The organism is Nocardia flavorosea NBRC 108225 (genome assembly GCF_001613385.1).
GTDB classification, from domain to species: Bacteria; Actinomycetota; Actinomycetes; order Mycobacteriales; family Mycobacteriaceae; genus Nocardia; species Nocardia flavorosea.
Genome location: NZ_BDCG01000020.1, coordinates 66,331 through 88,187, shown reverse-complemented (window position 1 = coordinate 88,187; position 21,857 = coordinate 66,331). Strand labels below are relative to the sequence as shown.

At 65.9% G+C, this 21,857-nt stretch carries 20 protein-coding genes; 11 read left to right on the top strand and 9 right to left on the bottom strand.

Translation table 11 applies throughout. The features are described 5' to 3' along the window. The first annotated feature begins 250 nt into the window (after positions 1 to 250). Positions 251 to 1,096 (top strand): PmeII family type II restriction endonuclease, encoded by an 846-nt coding sequence (locus NFL01S_RS26670; RefSeq protein WP_084493280.1) that lies wholly within the window; start codon positions 251 to 253, stop codon positions 1,094 to 1,096. On the opposite strand, the gene NFL01S_RS34800 is transcribed toward NFL01S_RS26670, so the two are convergent. After that, positions 1,093 to 2,400 carry a DNA cytosine methyltransferase gene (locus NFL01S_RS34800; protein WP_157116965.1) on the bottom strand — a complete coding sequence of 436 codons (1,308 nt, stop codon included), beginning with the start codon at positions 2,398 to 2,400 and terminating at the stop codon, positions 1,093 to 1,095. The genes NFL01S_RS26670 and NFL01S_RS34800 overlap by 4 nt on opposite strands. Before the next feature lie 662 nt (positions 2,401 to 3,062). Here NFL01S_RS34800 and rsgA point away from each other — a divergent pair. Together rsgA and NFL01S_RS26655 are read left to right on the top strand one after the other, a co-directional pair. Continuing rightward, complete coding sequence (gene rsgA / locus NFL01S_RS26660) at positions 3,063 to 4,157, top strand: ribosome small subunit-dependent GTPase A (protein WP_062979057.1); 1,095 nt, start codon at positions 3,063 to 3,065, stop codon at positions 4,155 to 4,157. A gap of 100 nt (positions 4,158 to 4,257) precedes the next feature. Beyond that, positions 4,258 to 4,773 carry a GNAT family N-acetyltransferase gene (locus tag NFL01S_RS26655; protein ID WP_157116963.1) on the top strand — a complete coding sequence of 172 codons (516 nt, stop codon included), beginning with the start codon at positions 4,258 to 4,260 and terminating at the stop codon, positions 4,771 to 4,773. A 425-nt stretch (positions 4,774 to 5,198) separates the two neighbouring features. Here the strand turns inward: NFL01S_RS26655 and NFL01S_RS26650 are convergent, their stop codons facing one another. The 4 genes from NFL01S_RS26650 to NFL01S_RS26635 all read right to left on the bottom strand — a co-directional run bounded on the left by NFL01S_RS26650 (position 5,199) and on the right by NFL01S_RS26635 (position 7,399). Next, on the bottom strand, positions 5,199 to 5,696 hold the full coding sequence (locus NFL01S_RS26650) for a flavin reductase family protein (protein WP_062979056.1): 498 nt from the start codon (positions 5,694 to 5,696) through the stop codon (positions 5,199 to 5,201). Next, on the bottom strand, positions 5,693 to 5,953 hold the full coding sequence (locus NFL01S_RS26645) for a hypothetical protein (RefSeq protein WP_063916050.1): 261 nt from the start codon (positions 5,951 to 5,953) through the stop codon (positions 5,693 to 5,695). The genes NFL01S_RS26650 and NFL01S_RS26645 overlap by 4 nt, the downstream gene beginning before the upstream one ends. Before the next feature lie 259 nt (positions 5,954 to 6,212). Further along, a complete protein-coding gene (locus tag NFL01S_RS26640) occupies positions 6,213 to 6,683 on the bottom strand; it encodes a hypothetical protein (protein ID WP_210745219.1) in 471 nt (156 codons plus the stop codon). Then, positions 6,680 to 7,399 (bottom strand): SDR family oxidoreductase, encoded by a 720-nt coding sequence (locus NFL01S_RS26635; RefSeq protein WP_245670898.1) that lies wholly within the window; start codon positions 7,397 to 7,399, stop codon positions 6,680 to 6,682. Before NFL01S_RS26635 ends, NFL01S_RS26640 begins: the two co-directional genes overlap by 4 nt. Before the next feature lie 102 nt (positions 7,400 to 7,501). On the opposite strand from NFL01S_RS26635, the gene NFL01S_RS26630 reads away from it, so the two are divergent. Continuing rightward, a complete protein-coding gene (locus tag NFL01S_RS26630; protein ID WP_062979071.1) occupies positions 7,502 to 8,383 on the top strand; it encodes a helix-turn-helix transcriptional regulator in 882 nt (293 codons plus the stop codon). 125 nt (positions 8,384 to 8,508) lie between these two features. Here NFL01S_RS26630 and NFL01S_RS26625 read toward each other — a convergent pair whose 3' ends face one another. After that, a complete protein-coding gene (locus NFL01S_RS26625; RefSeq protein ID WP_062979053.1) occupies positions 8,509 to 8,841 on the bottom strand; it encodes a hypothetical protein in 333 nt (110 codons plus the stop codon). A gap of 241 nt (positions 8,842 to 9,082) precedes the next feature. Between NFL01S_RS26625 and NFL01S_RS26620 the strand changes: the two genes are divergently transcribed. Then, positions 9,083 to 9,865, top strand: a complete 783-nt coding sequence (locus NFL01S_RS26620) for an alpha/beta fold hydrolase (RefSeq protein WP_062979052.1) — start codon at positions 9,083 to 9,085, stop codon at positions 9,863 to 9,865. 201 nt (positions 9,866 to 10,066) lie between these two features. Here NFL01S_RS26620 and NFL01S_RS26615 read toward each other — a convergent pair whose 3' ends face one another. Both NFL01S_RS26615 and NFL01S_RS26610 read right to left on the bottom strand, forming a co-directional pair. Further along, positions 10,067 to 10,831 (bottom strand): crotonase/enoyl-CoA hydratase family protein, encoded by a 765-nt coding sequence (locus NFL01S_RS26615; protein ID WP_062979051.1) that lies wholly within the window; start codon positions 10,829 to 10,831, stop codon positions 10,067 to 10,069. After that, complete coding sequence (locus NFL01S_RS26610; RefSeq protein WP_062979050.1) at positions 10,831 to 12,351, bottom strand: TLP1 C-terminal extension domain-containing protein; 1,521 nt, start codon at positions 12,349 to 12,351, stop codon at positions 10,831 to 10,833. The genes NFL01S_RS26615 and NFL01S_RS26610 overlap by 1 nt, the downstream gene beginning before the upstream one ends. Positions 12,352 to 12,684: 333 nt before the next feature. Between NFL01S_RS26610 and NFL01S_RS26605 the strand changes: the two genes are divergently transcribed. The 3 genes from NFL01S_RS26605 to NFL01S_RS26595 all read left to right on the top strand — a co-directional run bounded on the left by NFL01S_RS26605 (position 12,685) and on the right by NFL01S_RS26595 (position 15,810). Next, entirely contained in the window at positions 12,685 to 13,767 is a 1,083-nt protein-coding gene (locus tag NFL01S_RS26605) for a glycoside hydrolase family 183 protein (RefSeq protein WP_084493277.1), read from the top strand. A 73-nt stretch (positions 13,768 to 13,840) separates the two neighbouring features. Further along, on the top strand, positions 13,841 to 15,097 hold the full coding sequence (locus NFL01S_RS26600; protein ID WP_062979048.1) for an erythromycin esterase family protein: 1,257 nt from the start codon (positions 13,841 to 13,843) through the stop codon (positions 15,095 to 15,097). Positions 15,098 to 15,150: 53 nt separating this feature from the next. Continuing rightward, on the top strand, positions 15,151 to 15,810 hold the full coding sequence (locus NFL01S_RS26595; protein ID WP_062979070.1) for a class I SAM-dependent methyltransferase: 660 nt from the start codon (positions 15,151 to 15,153) through the stop codon (positions 15,808 to 15,810). Positions 15,811 to 15,948: 138 nt separating this feature from the next. Here the strand turns inward: NFL01S_RS26595 and NFL01S_RS26590 are convergent, their stop codons facing one another. Beyond that, positions 15,949 to 16,548, bottom strand: coding sequence for an alpha/beta hydrolase family protein (locus NFL01S_RS26590; protein ID WP_062979047.1), 600 nt, complete (start codon positions 16,546 to 16,548; stop codon positions 15,949 to 15,951). Between the two features lie 414 nt (positions 16,549 to 16,962). Between NFL01S_RS26590 and NFL01S_RS26585 the strand changes: the two genes are divergently transcribed. The 3 genes from NFL01S_RS26585 to NFL01S_RS26575 all read left to right on the top strand — a co-directional run bounded on the left by NFL01S_RS26585 (position 16,963) and on the right by NFL01S_RS26575 (position 21,671). Next, the gene (locus tag NFL01S_RS26585; protein ID WP_062979046.1) at positions 16,963 to 18,798 is read left to right on the top strand and encodes an acyl-CoA dehydrogenase; all 1,836 of its coding nucleotides are present in this window, start codon (positions 16,963 to 16,965) and stop codon (positions 18,796 to 18,798) included. A gap of 291 nt (positions 18,799 to 19,089) precedes the next feature. Next, entirely contained in the window at positions 19,090 to 20,583 is a 1,494-nt protein-coding gene (rox, locus tag NFL01S_RS26580; RefSeq protein WP_084493287.1) for a rifampin monooxygenase, read from the top strand. Continuing rightward, positions 20,580 to 21,671, top strand: coding sequence for a glycoside hydrolase family 183 protein (locus NFL01S_RS26575; protein ID WP_174555728.1), 1,092 nt, complete (start codon positions 20,580 to 20,582; stop codon positions 21,669 to 21,671). The genes rox and NFL01S_RS26575 overlap by 4 nt, the downstream gene beginning before the upstream one ends. Positions 21,672 to 21,857 lie beyond the last annotated feature (186 nt).

Here is a 21,857-nt window from a genome sequence, read left to right as displayed (position 1 = left end):
ACCAGGTCGTGGGAGGCTGCGTGTCTAAGCCCGGATCCTTGGCGGCACACTCCGCGAATCAGCCGGCTTCCATGGCCGTCGAAGGCATACTGAGCTGCGCATGTGGAAGAAGCCTAATGTTCCTCGCCCGGTGGCTCTCCATATCGATCAGCTGCGCCATGGAGGGCCGGCTGCGCCGGTAGCGGTTCTCGTCAGCCGACTTGACCACCGCGCCCGATTCGCCACATCCAGGGCATGATCAGATATTGGGATGATTGGTGAGAACCCCGAATCCGATGTGGCACAGCTTGTTCAGCGCGAGCTTGGGTCTCTGCCCGAAACTGAGCATACGCAGGAAGTAGATCCTGTAGCAAAAGTGAGGGAACTCCTCGAAATAACTCAAGATCAAGCGGAACATTTAGTCTATGAATCCAAACGACTTTACATCGACCGCATGCGTGAGCGATTTTCCAACCTTCGAGTGGCTGAGCGACTCAAGCGAACAAACCCATTCTTGCTCAGGATTCGCGCGGCGAAGACTGTCGAAGACTGGGCGGCTTTGCAGGTCCAAAGTGCATTATATGCATCAGAGGAGGAAGCGGTGGGGCACCTCCTTGAGACTATCGCTATGATCTGTTTTCCTGGTGGTCGAACGCCAAGGTACACCGATGACTTCGATCTGGAGTCACCCGGGCCAAACGGCGAGGTTTACGGTTATCAGATCAAGATGAGCTGGGACTGTATGCCGATGAGCTCCAGGAAGAATCTTTCCAACACTATCAGAAACGTTCGAGAAAAATACTTGGAGGAGGATGTAGAGTTCGTGGGGTTCTTCGCCCCGTGTTACGGCAAGGCGACCACAACCAAGGTGCCCGGTCAGGAATATATCTCCCTAGCCAGTCGGGAGTTCTGGGAGAGGGTTGGAAACGGAAAAAAGGACTTCGATGTCTATGTTGGTGAGGTATGCGCCTTGCTATGCGCAGAATTCCGCGAAGAGGTTATGGATACTTTAGTTCCAGAGCTTATCCGGTCGCTAACGAACGCTGCTCAACATGAAATTGGGGATAGCGCGGGCCGTCTCGACTACACCAGGCTATTCCGAAGGATCAACCGTTAGCTGGCCTCTGCGGTTGTAGGTGTTGGGAGCATATACAGCTCCTCCTGTATATGCTCCCCCATGGCCTTACCGAGAGCAACTGGCACAGCATTTCCTACAAGCCTGTATTGGTCAGCGCGCTTACCTGCGAAGTTCCACTCATCCGGAAAGGTTTGCACGCGAGCACATTCTCGTACCGTCAAGGGACGGTCTTCCGTAGGATGGCATAGCGAGGTACTTGCATTATGTGGCTCTGTCAAGATCGTGGGCGAGGGTGCCGAGAAAGAGAGTCTACGCCAGTATCCTGTACGGCCTCCCTTGGCGAAGAACGCTCGCCCCATCGACTCTTGTTGGATTTCGAGCGGAAGATCTCGCCAGTTTCCCCCTTCTGGGATCATGCGAAGGTACTTGAGCTTACGCTCGCTGAATATCGCGCACTCAGACGTGTCGTCGCTCAATCCTTTTAATGCCGTTCCAAGGGTATTCCACTTGGGAACTCGAATCCCTCCGGCGCTGGAGTGGGTAGGTTTCGGGAAGGTAACGGGCCGTTGATCTCGGTAACCGATTAGAAAAACGCGTTGACGAGTCTGCGGCACTCCATAGTCGGCTGCGTTTACTTCGCAAAAATCCACACTGTACCCCACATCGCGAAACTTTCGTAACAGCTCGCGCAGTAGAGACCCGTGTAATTCATCGACAACTTTTCCATTATTGTTGTACGGCAGTTGTCGCCACTTAATTGAAGCCGACAATAGACCTTTGACATTCTCCATTACGAATGCTGTCGGCTTGATCTCGTCGACGAGGCGAACGAATTCGAATACGAGAGGCCCTTTCTCTGCGTCGTCGAGCCCACGGCGCTTCCCGGCTGTACTGAAGCTTTGACATGGGGGGCCGCCAGCCAAGAGGTCAATCTGTTCCCCGTTAAGGCCTGCTCGCTCAAGGATGGCCTTCCCTGTGAGCTGGGCTACATCTCCATCGAAGGCTGGGAGGTAAGGGCGATTTTCGCGGATAGTCTGCACAGCGGCGGGCATGTTGTCGGCCGCAAAACGCAGATCGAAGCCCGCTTGCTCCAGTCCCAGGTCAAGTCCCATCGCCCCCGAGAACACTGAGATTGCAATCGGCTTCGCCATGCTAGCTGTATAACCTTCCGCTCGACATCGGGACAAGTTTGCCAGACTCGGAAGAGCATCTAGCTCAGGACCGCTTACCTGCTCTTCGTGTGTCTTCTGCGTCGCTGCCTGACTGTTCGACAAGCCCATGACCGACAGGTCGATCAGCGAGACGGCCGGGGCGACATGCCTCACGACAACAAACTCACTCACCGGCCTGCATCGCGTGCCACGAACGTGCCAGATCCCTCGGTCAGCAGCGGTCAATCCAGGTATCCCGCGCACACGGATTCCAAGCCGTAACGCCAGCTCACCCGGCCATTCCCTTGCTTCCCAAGCAGACGGCGCGGGTTCGATTCCCGTCACCGGCTCCACGATCACCTCCCCTATCCGCGCGAGATACTCACCCCATGCAGTCCACCTCCTCAGAGCTGGACTGCGATTCCGGCCGGATTCCAAAGCGCCGCCGTGCCACACACCTGCCACCACTCCCCGGTACGGACCTCACGAAATTGCCGCGCCCAAGCGCGACAGATCATCGGCCCGCCACGGTCGCGAACGGATCGGGCCCGTTCGCGCGCCGTGGCCGTAGCGGTCTCCTCCGGTATGAAGGCGTTCACAATCTGCTGGCGGGGATCGTTGGCCGCATGCTAGTTTGAGCCGTCCATGTTCGACCTGGAGTGCGAGAGAATGGGAGGTGAGTTGATGTTTGCGGTGAAGACCGCCGCCGTGCGCAGCACCCGGACAATCCTCACGTCCCGGGCCCCGGTCTAGACCCGATACCCATTGCCGGTAATCACTGCGAGCTGCGCTCGCGGGGATGGCGCCGGTGGTTTTCGTGTTCGAACGGGGCTCCTTCATCCAAGGGTCTCATCATGCATTCACCTCACCATTCATCGACTTCTTCATCGTCTTCACGAGAGCTGTCCGCACTCGGCTGGGACGAGAACTTCGCGGCGATGTTCGCCGAACACGCCGCTGCCGGGTCGATACCGGCCCGTATCGTGCGGGTCGACCGCGGCCGATGTGACACCCTCACCGCCTCGGGGCCGGTTCGCGCCGATAGCAGTGCACTCAACGGCGCAGACCGTGCACACATGGTGTGCACGGGCGACTGGGCCGCGCTACGCCCAGGACCCGAACCCGCAGTGGTGGCATTGCTGCCTCGCCGTACCGCGATCACTCGCGCGTCCTCGGACCGCACCTCCCACCAGCAAGTGCTCGCGGCCAACGTCGACACCGTCGTCATCGCGGTCTCGCTGGCGGCACCGGTCAACGCGGGCCGCATCGAGCGGTTGCTGGCGCTGGCTTTCGACAGCGGCGCCAGGCCGGTCATCGTGTTGACCAAGGCCGATCTGGCCGAGCTGCCCGGTACCGACGAGGCCGTGGTGGCCGCGCTGGCTCCCGGCGTCGACATCCTCACTACCAGCGCCGCTACCGGTGCGGGCCTCGATCGGCTGGCCGCGACCGTCACCGGGACGGCGGTCCTGCTGGGGCCGTCCGGCGCCGGCAAATCGAGTCTGGCCAACGCTTTGCTGGGTCGAGAACACATGGGCACCAAGGAGGTTCGTGCCGTCGACGGCAAGGGCCGTCACACTACCGTGCATCGCGAGTTGTTGGCGTTGCCCGCCGGTGGGGTGCTCATCGATACTCCGGGCCTGCGGGGTATCGGCGTTCAGGATGTCGCCGACGGGGTCGGGCAGGTGTTCGCCGAGATAGAGGCCTTTGCCCGCAACTGCGCGTTCGGCGACTGCCAACACCGCAGCGAACCCGGGTGCGCGGTTCAGGACGCGATCGTGACCGGCGAGTTGGACCTGGCGCGGCTCGATCGGTACCGCAAACTGATGCGGGAAAGCCAGTGGGCGGCCACCCGCGGTGACGCCCGCCAGAGCGGAAAACGCAGCAAGACCGTCAAGGCCATCACGCGGGATCTGCGTGCGACCTACCGATTCCGTGAACGCCAGCGCTGACACCGGCGTGCCCACTCCCGCCCGCGGGCAACCCCGGCGGCGCCCCGCGGCACCGGATGTCATGGCCGGCAACATCATTGACCACAGGAAGAAAACCATTATGAATCCTCGTACCGATTGGACCACTCGCGCCGAGACCAGCGCCGATATCGCCGCGATCCGCGAGATCAACCTCGCCGCGTTCGACACCGCCGAGGAGGCCGACCTCGTCGAAGCGCTGCGCCAGGACCCCGCCTGGATCGACGGACTGTCGCTGGTCACTTTCGACGGCACCGGCGCCCTCGTGGGCTATGTACTGCTGACCCGCGCACACATCGGTGACACCCCGGCACTGTGCCTGGGACCGTGCGCGGTCCTGCCGCAGTACCAGAGAACCGGCGTCGGATCGGCCGCTATCCGTGCGTCTTTCGAGGCCGCCGAGGCAAGGGGTGAACATTTCGTCACCGTCCTCGGACATCCGGAGTACTATCCCCGTTTCGGGTTCACCCGCGCCAGCACCCACGGCGTCACCATGAAGACGTCCGTCCCTGACGACGCGCTGATGGTGTTGAGCCTGGACGCCGAGCCCCTGCCCGGTGGCGTCATCCGCTACGCGGCAGCCTTCGGCGATATCTGAACACTCCCGTTCGGCCGGTAATCCGGTGCACCCTGGGGCTCGTCTGCACACTCGCGGGCGAGCCCCGGCGGTTGGCCGCCTATCCGGGCCCCTACCCGACCTGCTTTCCGCCGCCGAGACGAATCCTGCCGGTCAACCGGCTGTCGTCCAAAATTGCCTGTACCTGCTGCAGGCACGGGCTCATCGGTCGAATCGGAAGTGTTCGAGAATCCCATGGTCGCCGGTAGGGACGTTGGTGCGGCGCCAAGTGTCGAAGTCTTCGCGACGGAAGCGTGGTTCGGCGGGGATCAGCCGTATCTGCGCCTTCCTCGTGTCCATCCACCAGAGGCAGAAGTATGCGACGGGCTCAGGTGGCCCTCGCCGATGCGGCAAAGCCTGGGAAACAGCCGGCCGGCGGGCTCGGCGAGCATCCGGAATCGCCGGCCTCAGCCTGCGCGCAGGAGGCGGAAGCGGGAGCCGTGGAAGACCAGAGGTTCACGACCGGGGTGGATCGCGAGACGGTGGACGCGCAGGATCACCACCGTGTGGTCGCCCGCGGGGACATGTGCTTCGGGGGTGCCTTCGATCCAGACCGAGGCGCCGTCGATGAACACAGATTCACCCGTGCCGTCGTGCAGGTCCAGGCCGCTGAAGCGGTTGCCGTTGCGGGAGGCCAGTGAGCGGGCGGCGGCCTGCTGGTCGGTGCCGAGGAGGCTCAGGCCGAGGTGGCCCGCGTGGACGAGGCGGGTCCAGGTGGCGGAGGTGTTCTGGATGCAGAACGACACCAGTGGCGGGTCCAGCGAGACCGGGACGAAGGTACTCACGGCGAGACCGTCCGGTTTGCCGTCGACACGGGCACAGACAGCCACCACCCCGCTGGGGAAGTTGGCGAACGCACGACGCAGGCCGGTGCCGTCGGCGGGGGTTTCGACAAGCTCGTTCACGACTCGACCTCTTGTTTCGCAGGAGACACGGTGGACAACGCCTGCGCTTCTCGGCGCCGGCGTTCGGCGTGGCCGGTCAGTACACCGTCGGCGCCGAAGGTCCGGTCGGACAGGTAGGGGCCGGGAAGGGCGGTGGTTGCTCCCGGCTCCACCAACACCGGTTTGAGCAGTAGATCGGGTGCGAGAGCGAGCGCCACACCCGACGGCAAGATGCGGGATGCGGGTTTCGGATTGCCGACCACCACGGTCACTGTCACGTCGGCGCCTCCTGCCCCCGGCCGCTACCGGGCTTGTCGGTTCTGTGCGATCAGTCCAGCATTCGAGTGGGTTCGCGTCCACGGTTGGGATCGGGACGATCGGAACCGGGCCGTACGGCACCGCCCCCGATTCCCGTAGGGCGCGCGTCGACGGCGGCCGGGCCGACGGGTACCGGGCGTGCCCACAATCGCCGGCCGAGGCCGCACCCACCGATTGCGTTCGAACGTGGGTAGGCCGCGCCTGATACCGATCGGCGGATCACACCCAACGGCGGAGAGCCTCGATGGTGGTTTCGGGTGAGGTGTTGAAGCAGAAGCGGATACCTGGAGCGATATCGCCGAGAGTATTGACCAGCCGTTCGAACAGCAGAGTGTGTTCCGGGGCCATGCGAATGCCGGCTCCTATCATTGCGACTCGAAATTCCCCAAGTGAGGCACATCGACGCAGTTCGTCCGCCGCCGCATCGGGTTCGGCAGGCAGCCGACACGAGACGATATCGAACCCGGCCGCCCGCAGCGCGGCTTCGGCGGCATCGATTCGTGCGGTGAGGGTGGCTTCGTCGAGTCCGGGGTAACGGCTGTAGTCCAAGGCGCTGGGATGCAGGCCGATCGACAGCACGGTCGAGGCGTTCACGTTCTGCTGGTTCATCGTGTCCTCCGATTCGGATGTGATCGTGAACAGAGCCAGGCAGACGAGCACCACTGCTGCGGCAACCGCGCCGGCCTTCACCACGCGATTCTTCCGTTGCGGTCGAAGAATCCACCGGTGGGCCCGTCCGTGGCGATCGTCGCCAGACGCACGATCGCGTCCGTACCCTCGGCGAGGGATTGAGGACCGGTATGACCGTTCAGGTCTGTCGCGGTGTAGCCGGGATCCACCGCGTTCACCCGGATGTCCGGCAACGCGCTCGCGTATACGGCAGTGAGCATATTCAGCGCGGCTTTGCTTGCAGGGTAACCGAGTGTCGGATTCACGTGGTCTTTCCAGCGGGGATCGGTCAGGGTGGCAACCGATCCCATACCACTGGAGACCATCACGATGCGTGGGGACAAGCCTGCACGCAGTAGCGGCAGGAGGGCACGGGTTACCCGAACCGGCCCGAAAACATTGGTATCGAATACTTCTCCCAGCTCGTCGGGCGAGGTTTCGGCCGGCGGGGTCCCCCAGTCCGCGATACCGGCGTTGTTGACCAATACGTCGAGCCTGCCCGCCTGCTCTCGGATCAGGCGGGCAGCCGCGGCGACGGACTCGTCCGAAGTCACGTCCAGCGCGACGAACCGGACCTGCCGCCCTTCGGCGGCCAGCTCGGCAACCGCCTCGCTACCACGCGCGGTATCGCGCGCCGCCGCGAACACCTGCCATCCCAGGTCGGCCAGACGTCGTACGGTCTCACGGCCCAGGCCCTTGTTCGCCCCGGTCACCAAGGCAATTGTCGATGTCGTCACGGTTCGTAGTCTCACCAGCCCGACCCCGCCACCACCAGGGACGATCACGCGTAGGACTGCCGGTCCCACCCGCCGCGACCGCGGTGGCGGCAGAATGAGGTGGTGGACAGAGCCGAATTGGCCACCGTGTTGAAGACCGCGCGCTCCCGCCTCCGCCCTGCCGACGTGGGTTTGGCGGCCGGCTTCCGGCGGCAGGTGCCCGGTCTGCGACGCGAGGAAGTCGCGCACTTGGCCGGGCTCAGCGTCGACTACATCGTCCGGCTCGAGCAGGGTCGTGGTCCCAAACCGTCCGACCAGGTGCTGGGCGCCTTGGTCCGCGCGTTGCGGCTTTCCGACGCCGACCGCGATCTGGTATTCCGGCTCGCGGGATCGGAACCGCCGCCCGCCGGGGGTATATCCATGCTGGTGCGCCCGAGCGTGCTGCGGCTGCTGGACCGTGTCCCGGATCTGCCTGCCGTCGTACTATCCGCCAAATCCGATGTATTGGCCTGGAATCCGCTCGCAGCTGCCCTTTTCGGTGACTTCTCGCGGTTGCCACCGGCACAGCGCAATCTGTTGTGGCAACGATTCCTCGGCGTCGGCGCAGACGGTGTCCGGACGGCGGAGGACTCCGGCGTCGGCGCCGCCGACTGCGTCGGCTGTCTGCGTACCGCCCACGCCAAGTACCCGCGGGACGCAGGTCTGGTACGTCTCATCGCCGAGTTACGGGCCGGAAGCGCGCGGTTCGAGGAACTCTGGCAAGCCGGCCGTTCCGGCCGACTGCGCAGCCGAACCACCGAGGTCACCCACCCGGAACTGGGCGTTCTCACCCTGGACTGCGACGTGCTGCACGAACCCGAGGCCGACCAGACCGTCCTCGTCTACTCCGCCGCACCGGCGACCGGTACTGCCGGGGCCCTCGAATTGCTCCGCGTCACCGGACTCGAGCAGTTCCGCTCGAGCCGACATCTCTCCGACACGGCTGATCCGCGAACCGCGTCGTAGGAGCGGCCCCGGCAATCATCGCCCCGCCGAGTGACAGCGCGACGACCCGGCTCGCGGCGGTGGACACAGGTCGCCTGCTACGGCACGACCGACGATGCCCAATCCGCGTTCGCTACCGGTACCGCCTACTGCGACACCCCGAGGCATTCATCGATGATCTTGGCAGTCGCCGAATCGGCCTTGGGCTTGTCCTCCGGCCCCAGGCCCATGGTCTCCGGATCCGCCGTCTGGGCATCGGACTCGCCGCTGATCATTTTTTGCAGGCCTTCTTGGGAAATGCCCTCCGCCAGATATATCTTGGCAGCGCAGTCGGCGAAGGCCGGGTCCTTGAAACCCGTCTCCTGCAGGGCTTTCGACAGGTCCGCCTCGGTGAGCGCGGGCGCGGATTCGGTATCGCTACCGCAGGCCGCCAACAGCGGCAGAATGACTAGGGTCGCGGCAAAAAGGGTCTTCCGCACCGGGTTCCTCTCTCAGATGTATCACCTGGACGCCGCGGTGATCGGGGATCGTCCCACGGCCGTCCGCGTGACGCCCACGCATGTGTGTAGTCGCAGTCACACTCGGGCCGCAACTCGGAAGCCGATAATTCGAGAAGGCTCACATCGCGCGACATCGAGCCATACGGACACGAACCGAACTGATGTCCCCTGCCTGCTGTTAGTGTGATTCGGCAGTTCGGATCCGATCGGAGAGCTGGGCATGACTGATCTCGAGCACCATCGCGAAGGCAGCGGTGAACCCCTCGTCCTGGTCCACGGTGTGGGGAGCCGGTGGCAGGTATGGGAACCGATCATCGGCACCCTCGCCGGACATTTCGACGTGATCGCTGTCGATCTGCCCGGTTTCGGCGGTTCCGCACCGCTACCCCGCACCACCGTCGATACGCTCACCGACGCCCTCGCCGATTTTCTGGCCGCCCAGGGCCTCGACCGGCCGCATCTCGCGGGTAATTCGATGGGCGGCGGGATCTCGCTGAACCTGGGCGCCCGCGGCCTGGCGCGCTCGGTGACAGCCTTCTCGCCGATCTTCTTCTGGGATACCCCCGGCCGCGTGTGGTGCCAGCAATCGCTGGGGCAGTCCAAGAAACTCGGCCGCCTCCTCGGCCCGGCGATGCCGAAGGTGCTCGGCACACCGGCCGGGCGCACCGTGTTCCTGAGCCTGGTTTTCGGTAAGCCCTGGGCGGTTGATACGCAGACCGCCCTGGATACCGCCGAGGGCGCGGTGAAATCGCTGGGTTTCTCACCCGCGCTGGACTCGTTCACCGAGGCGGAACTCGCGGATCCCGCAGCGCTGGCCGATCTTCCGGTGACCGTCGCCTGGGGTAACCGCGACATCCTGCTCACCTACAAGACCCAGAGCCGCCGCGCCCGAGACGTGCTGCCGCACGCCCGCCACCTCACCCTGGAAGGCAGCGGGCATACGCCGTTCTACGACGATCCCGCCACCTGCGCCCGCGTAATACTCGATCAACTACCCGGATAGCAGGTGTAGTCCCACGCCGCCGGCCGGCGCGGCCGAAGACCTCGCAGCCGCGTGCGCCCGGGCGTTCGCGGCCGCGCCGAATCCGTGCACAGTGGGCACCGGCAACGGTTCGGCCGGTCCCGCACCGGTTGCCGGTCTTGCGTCGACTACCGGAGCACTCCCGGCCGCCCCGCGGGGGGTTCCGCCCGGCCCGCGGTGACCTCAGTGCCCCTGCCAAACCGGATCGCGTTTCTGCGCGAATGCGAGCGCCCCTTCGGCCGCGTCCTTGGAAGTGATCGCGGGAAGAGCCAGTTCACCCTGCTTCGCGAACCCCTCGGCAACACTCCAATCCGGAGACTCGTCGATGATCCGCTTACTGGCCGCCACCGCCAGCGGAGCCGCGGCCGCGATCTCGCCCGCCAACTCCAGCGCGACCTCCAGCGCCTCGCCGGGTTCGGTCACCCGGTTGACCAGTCCCAGCTGATGCAGCCGTTCGGCGCTGATCCGGCCACCGGTCAACGCCAGTTCGGCCGCGATACTGCGCGGCAGGCGCTGAGTCAGGCGCATAACGCCGCCGGCGGCCGCCACGAGACCGCGTTTCACCTCGGGGATACCGAATTTCGCATCCCGGGCGGCGACGATGAGGTCACCGGAAAGGGCCAGTTCGAAACCACCGGCCAGTGCGAACCCCTCCACGGCCGAGATCATCGGCTTGGCCGGCGGTTTCGCAGTGATACCGAGCGGGCCGCGGTGTTCGGTCACCGGGAATTCCCCGCGGGTCATCCCGATCAGGTCCATTCCGGCACTGAAGGTTCCTTCGGCCCCGGTGAACACGAGTACCCGCGCGGTATCGTCGGCCTCGAATTCGTCGATCGCGGCCTCGATCGCCTTCGCCGCCGCCAGGTCGATGGCGTTACGCGCCGCGGGCCGGTTGACGGTGAGCACGGTGATCGCATCACACCGGTCCAGGAGCACGGTGTCGGTCATCAGACTGTCCTCTCGCTGCGCAGAATGAAACGGTCGGCGGCGGTGATCTCGATGGCAGCGCCCAACCGGTCGCCGATGGTGCAGGCGGCAACGGTTTCGCTGTCCGTCGCCCGGACAAGTATGCGTGCCCCGGCGGGGTTCAGCGCACTGACCACCACGGCTTCGGCTTCGTCGCCCGCCTCGCCCTTGCGGTGCGGGACCGTGTACGCCTCGATGACCGCCGGACCCGTATAGCCGGGGGCCGTATCGCGCCGCGCCACCGGGACTTCGGCCTCCACCGGACGGAACGGTTCGGCCGGCGGTTTCGCCGAATACACGCCCACCCCGTGTTTGGTGATGTACCAGCCGAGCGCGGTGGTGAGCCCGTAGTCGCCCGGATTGTCGCGCAGAATCCCGGCCATGGTGGCGATGCCGTGCGTGCTGTAGTTGTTGCCCGGACCGCCCCCGAAGGTGAGACCGCCGGTGACCGTGAGCGGTCGCGCGGGATCGTCGATCGGCAGGCCCAGCGCGGCGGCACCCACCTGAACGGCCACCGGGAAGCAGGAATACAGGTCGATATGGGCGATATCGTCGATACCGACCCCCGCGCCCGACAGCGCGGCCCGGCCGGCCGCCGCGATCGCCGGGGACGCCGCCATATCGGTGCGTTCGGAGACGAACCAAGTATCGGTGGCAGTGGCGCCGCCGTGCGGGAACACCCACCGTTCCCGGGGGACCCCGGCCGCGTCCGCCGCCGCGGCGCTGCACAGAATGAGGCCCGCGCCTTGGTCGACGGTCAGGTTCGCCATCAGCAGTTTCGGGTACGGGGTGGACACCATCCGGTTGCCGGGCCCGGTGGTGACGAGTTCGGCGGCGGTCCGTTGCGCCGGCATCCAGGCGTACGGGTTCCGGGCCGCGACCTCGGAGAACCGCGACCACAGCCCACCTATCCGCGCGCGATGGGTCTCCTGATCGAGACCGAGCCGGTTGCGCATCGCCGATTCCATCAGCGCGTACATATAGATCGGTCCCCACAGCCCGGCCGCGGTTTCCATCGCCGAGCCGGGGGCGTCGGTGGCGCCGATGATCTCGTCGGGGACGGCGTTCTCGTGCTGTTCGGGCCAGCCGGGGTCCACACCGGTTTTCTTGGCCTTGTTGAGCGAAGCCACCGATTCGGCGCCGCAGATCAGCGCGATATCGCATTTACCGTCGGTGATCTGCCGGCCCAGCAGGTTGAGCAGCCGCTGGGGGGCGTCGCCGCCGGCGGGTGCCGATTGCAAGGTCCGTTTCGGGGTGGCGCCGATCTGGGCGGCCACCGTGGCGGCGAGGTTCGGGTAGGAGCCGCTGACCGTGGCGACGGCGGCCACCACATCGGCCGATCGCAGCAGCGCATCGCCGGTTCCGCTGTCCGCACCGGCCCGGCGCAGCGATTCCGCCGCCAATTCGACCGCCCCGGGCAGACCTGGTTCACCGGACCGATGCACGATCTGTCCGGCTCCGACGAGCACCGGTGTGCGCGGGTCCATTCCGGCTGGCAGCATACGTCCTCCGCTTCCTCACTGAAGTAAACCGCCGATATGCGCGGTTAACTTCTCGATTAGACCATGGAGTGGTCTACGGCGCTGTGGAGCAGTGATTCCGCGGACTCACCGCTGGTGACAATTCAGCAACAACCCCGCCGACCCGTGTGACACCAGCACAGAACCGCCGCACAAAGCCTCTGATCAGCCCATATCCACTGCTAACATGACCGCGATCTGCCAGCCAGTCGAAATGAGCCGTGTAACAGATCCCGAGATGCCCACGTTTATCCGCGGCGATTCTCGACACAACCCGGAGGTCCGACGGACTTGAAAAGAACCGGATCCATAGTTATGTCTCTGCTGGCGGGCGCATCGGCCGCAATGCTCGCGGCCATCGCACCGGCCACGGCGAATCCCAACGCCATCAATCCCATACCGGTACTGAACGGCACCAATGGGCTCCCGCAACTACACGGGGCCACCCGGGCCGTTTTCCAGGTCACCGGTATGGCCAGCCCGAACGGCACCCACACCTACAACATGCTCGGCACCGATCTGGGCATCATGTGGGACAACGGGCACGGTGAAATGCTCACCGCGTTCGGCGATACCGCCGGCGTCGGATTCCCCAACCTGCTGTCCGGAAGTATGTGGGCCTGGCGCAGCAATGTGCTGGTCCGCAGCCATACCCGCGACCCTCGCCACGGTATCTACTTCGACAGTGTGGTCCGCGATGTCTTCGGTCAGGCCCGTGATCTGATCCCCAGCCCGAAGATTCCGTTCCTGGAGATCAGCCGCATTCCGACCGCCGGTATCTCGGTGAACGGTGTGCAGTACATGAGCCTGATGTCGGTGAAGACATGGGATACCCCCGGCGAATGGACAACCAATTACTCCGGACTCGCCGCGTCCGCCGACAATGGCGAAACCTGGGCCGATCTGACATTCACCCGCCGGCCCAACGAAGGCGCCAACCGCAATTTCCAGATGAATGCCTTCGCGAAAGACGGTGGCTACGTTTATGTTTACGGCACCGCGTCCGGTCGCGACAATGCCGCATACATATCCCGGGTCCGCGAGGCGGATATCCAGAATCTGGGCGCCTACGAATACTGGGACGGCGGCAGCTGGAAGCACGGCGATGTGAATGCCGCGAAACCGATCATGCACGGGGTCGGCGAATTGTCGGTCATGTGGAACGAACATCTGGGTCAATATGTTTCGCTGACCACCGACCCGTTCAATTCGGTGGTGATGCGCACCGCGCCCGCCCCGCAGGGCCCGTGGAGCCCGCCCCGGGTGCTGATCGACGCGCGAGAACTGCCGACCGCGTACGCGCCGTCGATCTTCCCGTATCAGACCGGCAGCGATCTGTACTTCCTCACCACCGTCCACAACCAATACAACGTGGTACTGATGCGCACTCGCCTCTGACCGCGCTTGACCTGAACAAAGGTTCAGGTACAAGGCTGGTCACGACACTCCGACGAGCCACCAGGAGCCTGGCGTGACCACGACCTCGACATCCACCGATACCGCCGACGCGGTGCACCGGTGGCTGCGCGATAACGCGCGGCCCGTCCACGGAACCGACGCCGCCGATACCGGTCCGGATCTGCGGACGCTGACCGACCACCTGGCCGCGGCCACCGTGGTCGGCCTCGGCGAATCCACCCGCTTCTCCCGCCAGACCTACGGGATCCGGGACCGGATCCTGCGCACCCTGATCACCGAGCACGGATTCCGCGCGCTCGCCATCCAGGACAGTGCCCGTTCCGGTGCCAGGCTCGACGCCTACGTACGCGCCGGCGTCGGCGATCCGCACACCGCGCTCGCCGACGCCTGGCGCCCCCTGCGCACGGCCGAAACCGTCACGACGCTCGAATGGCTGCGCGCCTACAACATCGACCACCCCGACGATCGAGTCGGTGTGTTCGGGATCCGGCCGGCGGACGCCGAACCGGCCGACTACGACGAAGTGCTCGCCTACGCCCGCCGATGGGCTCCCGACCGCGCCGAAGAACTCGCTGCGCATCTCACTCCGATCCGCAGTGCGCACCGGATCGACGAGCACGTCCAGCGCCACCAGGGCATCCACCCCGGCCGCCCGTTCGCCGAGGACGCCCGCGCCGCGCTCACGCTCCTGCACTCGCTGCCCCAGCCGGCCGGCCCCGAGGCCGCCGCAGCGTATTCGACAGCACTCGATCGCGCCCGGCTGATCGTGAGCTTCCACGAGAACAGCGTGGCCGGTCGCGGCGGCTTCGCCGGTGACGACCCACAACCGGCCCGGACGATCATCGACCACCATCGCACCACCGGTGCGCGGATCGTGTACTGGGACGGGATCGCCCACACCGCCGGTATCGAGATCGGCCTCGGTCCGGCCGAGACCCGGTTCCATGGGGAAGGCAGCGGGCTGCGCGCATATTTCGGCACCGGCTACCTCTCGGTGGCGATCGGTTTCCATCACGGCGATCTGGGCAAGGTAATCGCGCCCGTCCCCGCCCCGGAGCTCATCGACGCCGATCTGGGCACCGTCGACCTACCCGCCTATTTCGTCGACCTGCGCGACGACGCACCACCGGAGATCCGGAGATGGCGGGCGGCACCGGCGCAGATGCGGGTGATCAGCGGCGTGTACGACCCGGCCGCGGATGCGGCGGCGCGGTTGGCGGTGAGTTCGCCGGCGGCGGCGTTCGACGTACTCGTCCATATCCGCGAAACTTCCCCGGTGCATTGGCTGCCCGACCCCGCCGGCGGGTGATATCCGACGCCGAAGCGGTCCCAACCGGACACCGCGTCCATACACTGGCCCGTATGGACGCGGCCGAGTGGGATGCGCGATATGTGCAGAGCGAACTGGTGTGGGGCGCACCGCCGAACACCACGGTGGTGGAGTTCGTGCACGGACTGGACCGGCGCATCCCGCGCATACCCGGCCCGGACGGCATGGTTCCCGAATTCCCGCGCGCACTGGATCTGGCCAGCGGGGAGGGCCGCAACGCGCTGTGGCTGGCGACCCACGGCTGGCAGGTGCACGCGGTGGATTTCTCCCAGGTCGGCATCGATAAGGGTCGTACGGTGGCGACGCGGCTGACCCGGTCGATCCGGGAGCGGATCACCTGGCAGTGCGCCGATCTCACCGAACCGGGTGTGGATATCGGCGGGCCGTACGAACTGGTCCTGATGGTGTTCCTGCACCTACCGGCCGGACAGCGGCGCGAGATGGTCCGGCGGGCGGCGCAACTGCTCACCCCCGGCGGGATGCTGCTGGTGCTCGGGCACGACAGCGCGAATCCGGAACGGGGGTACGGAGGTCCGCAGGATCCGGAGATCCTGTTCACGCCCGACGATGTGATAGCCGACCTGGGCGAGGACAGCGGCCTGCAGATCGACACAGCTCAGCAGGTCCTGCGGCCGACCGAAGCGGGCGAGGCGATCGACGCCCTTGTGGTCGCTACCAAGCCGGTCGGGTAACACGGCACCGCTGACCGATACGCCGGCGCTCGGACCGGCCCTGTCCAGGCCGGGGCCTCTCACGGTGGCAAGATCGACCAGCAGTGGTGCGGCCGGCTGGGCGGTTGCCTGGACAGTAACTGTCCTGATATCCATCACTCAGCGGCGCCAGCGCCGGAACCAAGGCGCAAGGGTTTCGGCGATCGTCTCGAAACCTCGGGCGAAGGAATGCGGTTGACCGGGGACGACTCGGACCTCCGCCACGTCCGCCGGGTCCGGGATGCCGAACGGATCACTGCCGCCGTTGACCACCACCACCTCGACGGGCGCGGCGGCCAGCAGTTCCTCGCGGCGGGATTTCTCCGGTTTTCCGGGCGGATGCAGCGGGAAGGACACTGCCACGATGCCGCGTGCGCCGAGTGCGCCGGCGGTGCGGCAGGCGACCCGCGCCCCGTTACTGCGGCCACCCTGCACCAACGGCAGATCGGGTCCGAGGTCCGACCGCAGGGCGGTGACCAGTTCGATCCATGATCTGTCCTGCGGTTCCGGTTTACCGGGGGCACGGCGGCCGGCCACCCGGTAGGGCTGCAGTACGCGAGCCACCACGCCGCCCGCGGCCAGCGCCGTATCACGCACCGTCAAGATGTCCCGGCTGTCCACACCGCCACCGGCGCCATGGGTGAATACCAGCAGAAAGGCGGGGTCGTTCGGGTAGTCGATCTCGGCCTCGGCGGGCCCGGCGCTCGTTTCGATCCGCACAACTCACCCTAACTACTACGGAACCGAGTACAGCGCGGCCGCACGCACTCTGCGCGCCGACGGGTCGCGACACCGGCACGCCAATAGAAATACCTGGTGAAGGCGGGTTTATCCGGATGTCAGGCGGCCGTCGAAGCGCGGGGCCCAGTGGTTGCACCGCGGACCAGGCACACGGCGCAATATCACCTGAAGCGGTCCACAGCCGGTTGTTTTCGCAGGTCACAGCACCCTTGGGTTGTTTACCGCGTCACATTGACGCGAGAAGCTTTGCCGACCGCCTTACCCGTCGGTAATATAGCTTTTAAGTTACCCGCGAGTAGCCTGCCGTGTGCCGGCAGCTACCCGGTGGCAACAACGGGCGGGAACGGCTAACCACACCGACCGCACCCGACTCAACGGAGAGTGAGTATCACAATGGGTCATTACAAGAGCAACGTCCGCGACCTGGAGTTCAACCTCTTCGAGGTGCTCGGTCTGGACAAGATCCTGGAGTCCGGTGCCTACGGCGACCTGGACGCGGACACCGTCAAGGAGATGCTCAACGAAGTGCGTCGCCTGGCCGAGGGCCCGCTGGGTGAATCCTTTGCCGACGCCGACCGCAACCCGCCGGTCTTCGACCCGGAAACCCATACGGTGAGCCTCCCCGAGTCGTTCAAGAAGAGCTACCGGACCCTGCAGGAGGGCGGCTGGGATACCTTCTCCGTCGACCCCGAACTGGGCGGTATCGACGTCCCCCGCGCCGCCTACTGGGCCATCGCCGAACTGATCCTCGGTGCGCAGCCCGCGGCCTTCATGTACGCCGCCGGCCCCGGTTTCGCGAATATCTTCTACAACAACGCCACCGAAGAGCAGAAGAAGTGGGCCAAGATCGCCGTCGAACAGGGCTGGGGCGCTACCATGGTGCTCACCGAGCCCGACGCCGGCTCCGATGTGGGCGCGGGCCGCACGAAGGCCGTTCAGCAGGAGGACGGCTCCTGGCATATCGAGGGCGTGAAACGCTTCATCACCTCGGCCGACTCCGACGATCTCTTCCCGAACATCATGCATCTGGTGCTCGCCCGTCCCGAGGGCGCCGGCCCGGGCACCAAGGGCCTGTCGCTGTTCTTCGTACCGAAGTTCCACTTCGACCACGAAACCGGCGAACTGGGCGACCGCAACGGCGTATTCGTCACCAATGTCGAGCACAAGATGGGCCTGAAGGTTTCGGCCACCTGCGAGGTCACCTTCGGCGGCCACGGCATCCCGGCCAAGGGCTGGCTCGTGGGCGAGGTGCACAAGGGTATCGCACAGATGTTCGAGGTCATCGAACATGCGCGGATGATGGTGGGAACCAAAGCCATCGCGACCCTGTCCACCGGTTACCTGAACGCGCTCGACTACGCCAAGCAGCGCGTACAGGGTGCCGACCTGACCGAGATGTCGGATAAGGCGGCGCCGCGGGTCACCATCACCCACCACCCGGACGTGCGACGCAGCCTGGCCACCCAGAAGGCGTACGCGGAGGGCCTGCGCGCGGTGTACCTGTACACCGCAGCCCACCAGGATGCCGATGTCGCCGCGGCCGTCTCCGGTGCCGACGCCGATCTCGCCGCCCGGGTCAACGACCTGCTGTTGCCGATCGTGAAGGGTGTGGGTTCCGAGCGCGCCTACCAGTACCTCACCGAATCGCTGCAGACTCTCGGCGGATCCGGCTTCCTGCAGGACTACCCGATCGAGCAGTACATCCGCGACGCCAAGATCGACTCGCTGTACGAGGGCACCACCGCCATCCAGGCGCAGGACTTCTTCTTCCGCAAGATCGCCCGCGACCGCGGAGTCGCGCTGGGGCATGTGGCCGGACAGGTCCAGAAATTCATCGACTCCGAGGCGGGCAACGGCCGGCTCAAGGCCGAGCGCAAGCTGCTGGCGACCGCGCTCGAGGATGTGCAGGCCATGGCTGCCACGCTCACCGGGCACCTGATGGGCGCCCAGGAGCAGACCGATGAGCTGTACAAGGTCGGCCTGGGTTCGGTGCGTTTCCTGCTCTCGGTCGGCGATCTGCTGATCGGCTGGCAGCTGCTGCGGCAGGCCGAGATCGCCGGTGCCGCGCTGGATGCCGGAGCGGAAGGTGCCGACCAGGCCTTCTACCAGGGCAAGGTCGGCGTGGCACAGTTCTTCGCCCGCAATATCCTGCCGGAGCTCACCGCCACCCGCACCATTCTGTCGAACCTGGACAACGACATCATGGAGCTGGACGAGGCGGCGTTCTGATCCGCTGAACAATCGCTGTCCCACTGGCGGCCCGGATGATCCGGGCCGCCAGTTCTGTGTGGGCTATCCACAGTCGGCCGGCCGCCGATGGCCGGCGAAGCCCATGAGCCGATGAAGACACCCGAACCGGCCCGAAGAGCCGTTCCGAATTCCTCCCCACTTCAACGTATATCCCACAGGGGGGCTTGCGGCAAGCCCCCGGTGGTGCCGCAGAATATCCGGCCGGAGCGCCGCTACCTGCGGAAACAGGTTCGCGCGGCGGCGACAGGAACCACGGAATTCGAGGGATTCATGTTCGATGTGATCATCACCGGCGGCGGGCCCACGGGAACGATGCTGGCCGGCGAACTGCGGTTGCACGGTGTGCGCGTGGTCGTACTGGAAAAGGATCCGCAGCCGTCCGGGTTCGTCCGCGGGACCGGCCTGCACGTGCGCAGTATCGAAATCCTGGATCAGCGCGGGATACTGGAGCGTTTCCTCGCCCGCGGGCAGAAGTACCCGCTCCGCAGCCATTTCGCCGGTATCGACAAAGCCGTACCCGCCGGGCTCGATACCGCCCACCCCTACATTCTCGGCATCCCCCAGCCGATCACCGACCGGCTGCTGACCGAACGCGCGCAGGAACTGGGCGCCGAGATCCGGCGCGGCTGCGAACTGACCGGGCTGGAGCAGAACGAACACGCGGTCACTGCCGAACTCGCCGACGGCACCCGGCTGCGGGCGCGCTACCTCATCGGCTGCGACGGCGGGCGCAGCACGGTACGCGAACTGATCGATGTCGGCTTTCCCGGGGAACCGTCCACGACAGATACGCTGCTGGGCGAAATGGCGGTGACTGCCTCCCCGGACACCATCACCACCGTGATGTCCGAAGTGCGCAGGACAGAACACCGGTTCGGTCTCATGCCGCTCGGCGACGGTAGCTACCGAGTGCTGGTACCTGCGGCCGAGGTGGCGGCCGACCGCTCGGTGCCGCCGTCGCTCGCGGATTTCGCCCGGCAGCTACGCGCTGTCGCCGGTACCGATTTCGGGGTGCATTCGCCGCGGCGGCTGTCCCGATTCGGTGACGCCACCCGGCTGGCCGAACGCTATCGGGTCGGGCGAGTACTGCTGGCCGGGGACGCGGGACATATCCATCCGCCACTCGGCGGGCAGGGGCTCAACCTCGGGGTCCAAGACGCGTTCAATCTCGGCTGGAAACTCGCGGCCGCGCTATCGGGCTGGGCGCCGGACGACCTGCTCGACAGTTACGAGACCGAACGCCGCCCGGTGGCCGCGGGCGTCCTGGCGAATACCCGGGCGCAATCGGAACTGCTCTCCGCCGAGCCAGGGCCACGGGCGGTGCGCGGGCTGCTCTCGGAACTGATGGACTTCCCCGAAGTCACCCGCCACCTGCTGGCCAAGATCACCGCGCTCGATGTACGTTACGATTTCGGCGGCAACGAGCCACTGGGGCGGCGGATGCGTGATATCGCATTGACCGGGGGCCGCCTGTACGCACTGATGCACCGCGGCCGCGGTCTGCTGCTCGACCGGACCGGCCGCCTCTCCGTCGCCGGGTGGGCGGACCGTATCGACCGGATCGCCGACCCCGGCGCGGAGCTGGACGCGCCCGCCGTCCTGCTGCGGCCCGACGGGCATATCGCCTGGGCCGGAGCGGATCAGCAGGAGTTGCTCGACCGGATCCCGCGGTGGTTCGGTACCGCGGACCGGCACGCCGATACCGCGACCGTGGCAAGATGGCCCGCAGACCACGCAGTTCCGCAGGAGGACACCCGAGAATGACTCGCCGCCCGCTGTCCGTACTCGTGCGTGCCGGGATTGTGGGCGCCACCGCAGCGCTCGTCCTGGCCGGTCCGGCCGCAGCGGACCCCAACAACGTGAACCCCATCCCGGGGATCAACGGCCAGCCACGCGGCCTGCCGCCGCTACCGGGCGAAACCCAGGCCGTCTTCCAGGTCACCGGGATGGACAGCCCCAACAAAACCGAACGGGTGAACGTGCTCGGCACCGATCTCGGGGTGATGTGGGACGACGGAGCCGGGACCATGATCACGGCGTTCGGTGATTCCGCGGGGCTCGGTATCCCCAACTTGCTGGCCGGCAGCGCATGGGCCTGGAGCAGCAATGTGCTCTTCCACAGCCGTACCAAGGACCCGTCACAGGGCATCATATTCGACGGCGCAGTCCCGAATCCGCTGCCGAGCCCGAAGATCCCGGGGATCGAGATCAGCCTGATCCCGACCGCCGGGATCGCGGTGGGCGGCGTGCAGTACATGAGCATGATGTCGGTGAAGGAATGGGGCGACCACGGCAAGTGGACCACCAACTTCGCCACCCTCGCCTCGTCCGCCGACGGCGGCCGGACCTGGGCACAGCTGCCCACCACCCGCCGGGCCAACGGCGGCGGCCATGAACGGTTTCAGCAGAACGCGTTCGTGAAGGCCGATGGGTACGTGTACCGGTACGGCACGGCTGCCGGCCGGGGCAATCCCGGCTACATCTCCCGGGTGCGCGAAGCGGATATCGCGAATATCGACGCTTACGAGTACTGGGACGGGCGCGGCTGGAAGGTGAACGATCCGGCGGCCGCGACGCCGATCGTCGACGGTGTCGCGGAATTGTCGGTGCAGTGGAACGACCATCTGCGCAAATACGTGATGCTGACGACCGATCCGCACAACTCGGTGGTGCTGCGCACCGCAGACACCCCGGAGGGCCCGTGGAGCACACCGCGCGTGCTGGTGGAGGCGGCTTCCCTGCCCACCGCCTACGCCTCCATGATCTTCCCTTACCAGACGGGCAGCGATCTGTACTTCCTACTCACGGTGCACCGGCAGTACAACGTCCTGTTGATGCGTACACCGCTGTAGGCCGTCAGAGCTCCACGATCGGGCCCGGAGAGCCCGAGTGTAGTTTCTCACCGGTCCCGTCTGCCGCGCCCGAAATCCGGGCAGACGCGAATCGGAACACCCCTGTGCAGCCCCGCCTCGGGGCGAGCGCGGTCGGGCTCGCGGTGCCCTGAGCAGCGAGTCCATCGTCGGACACCGCGACCCGCA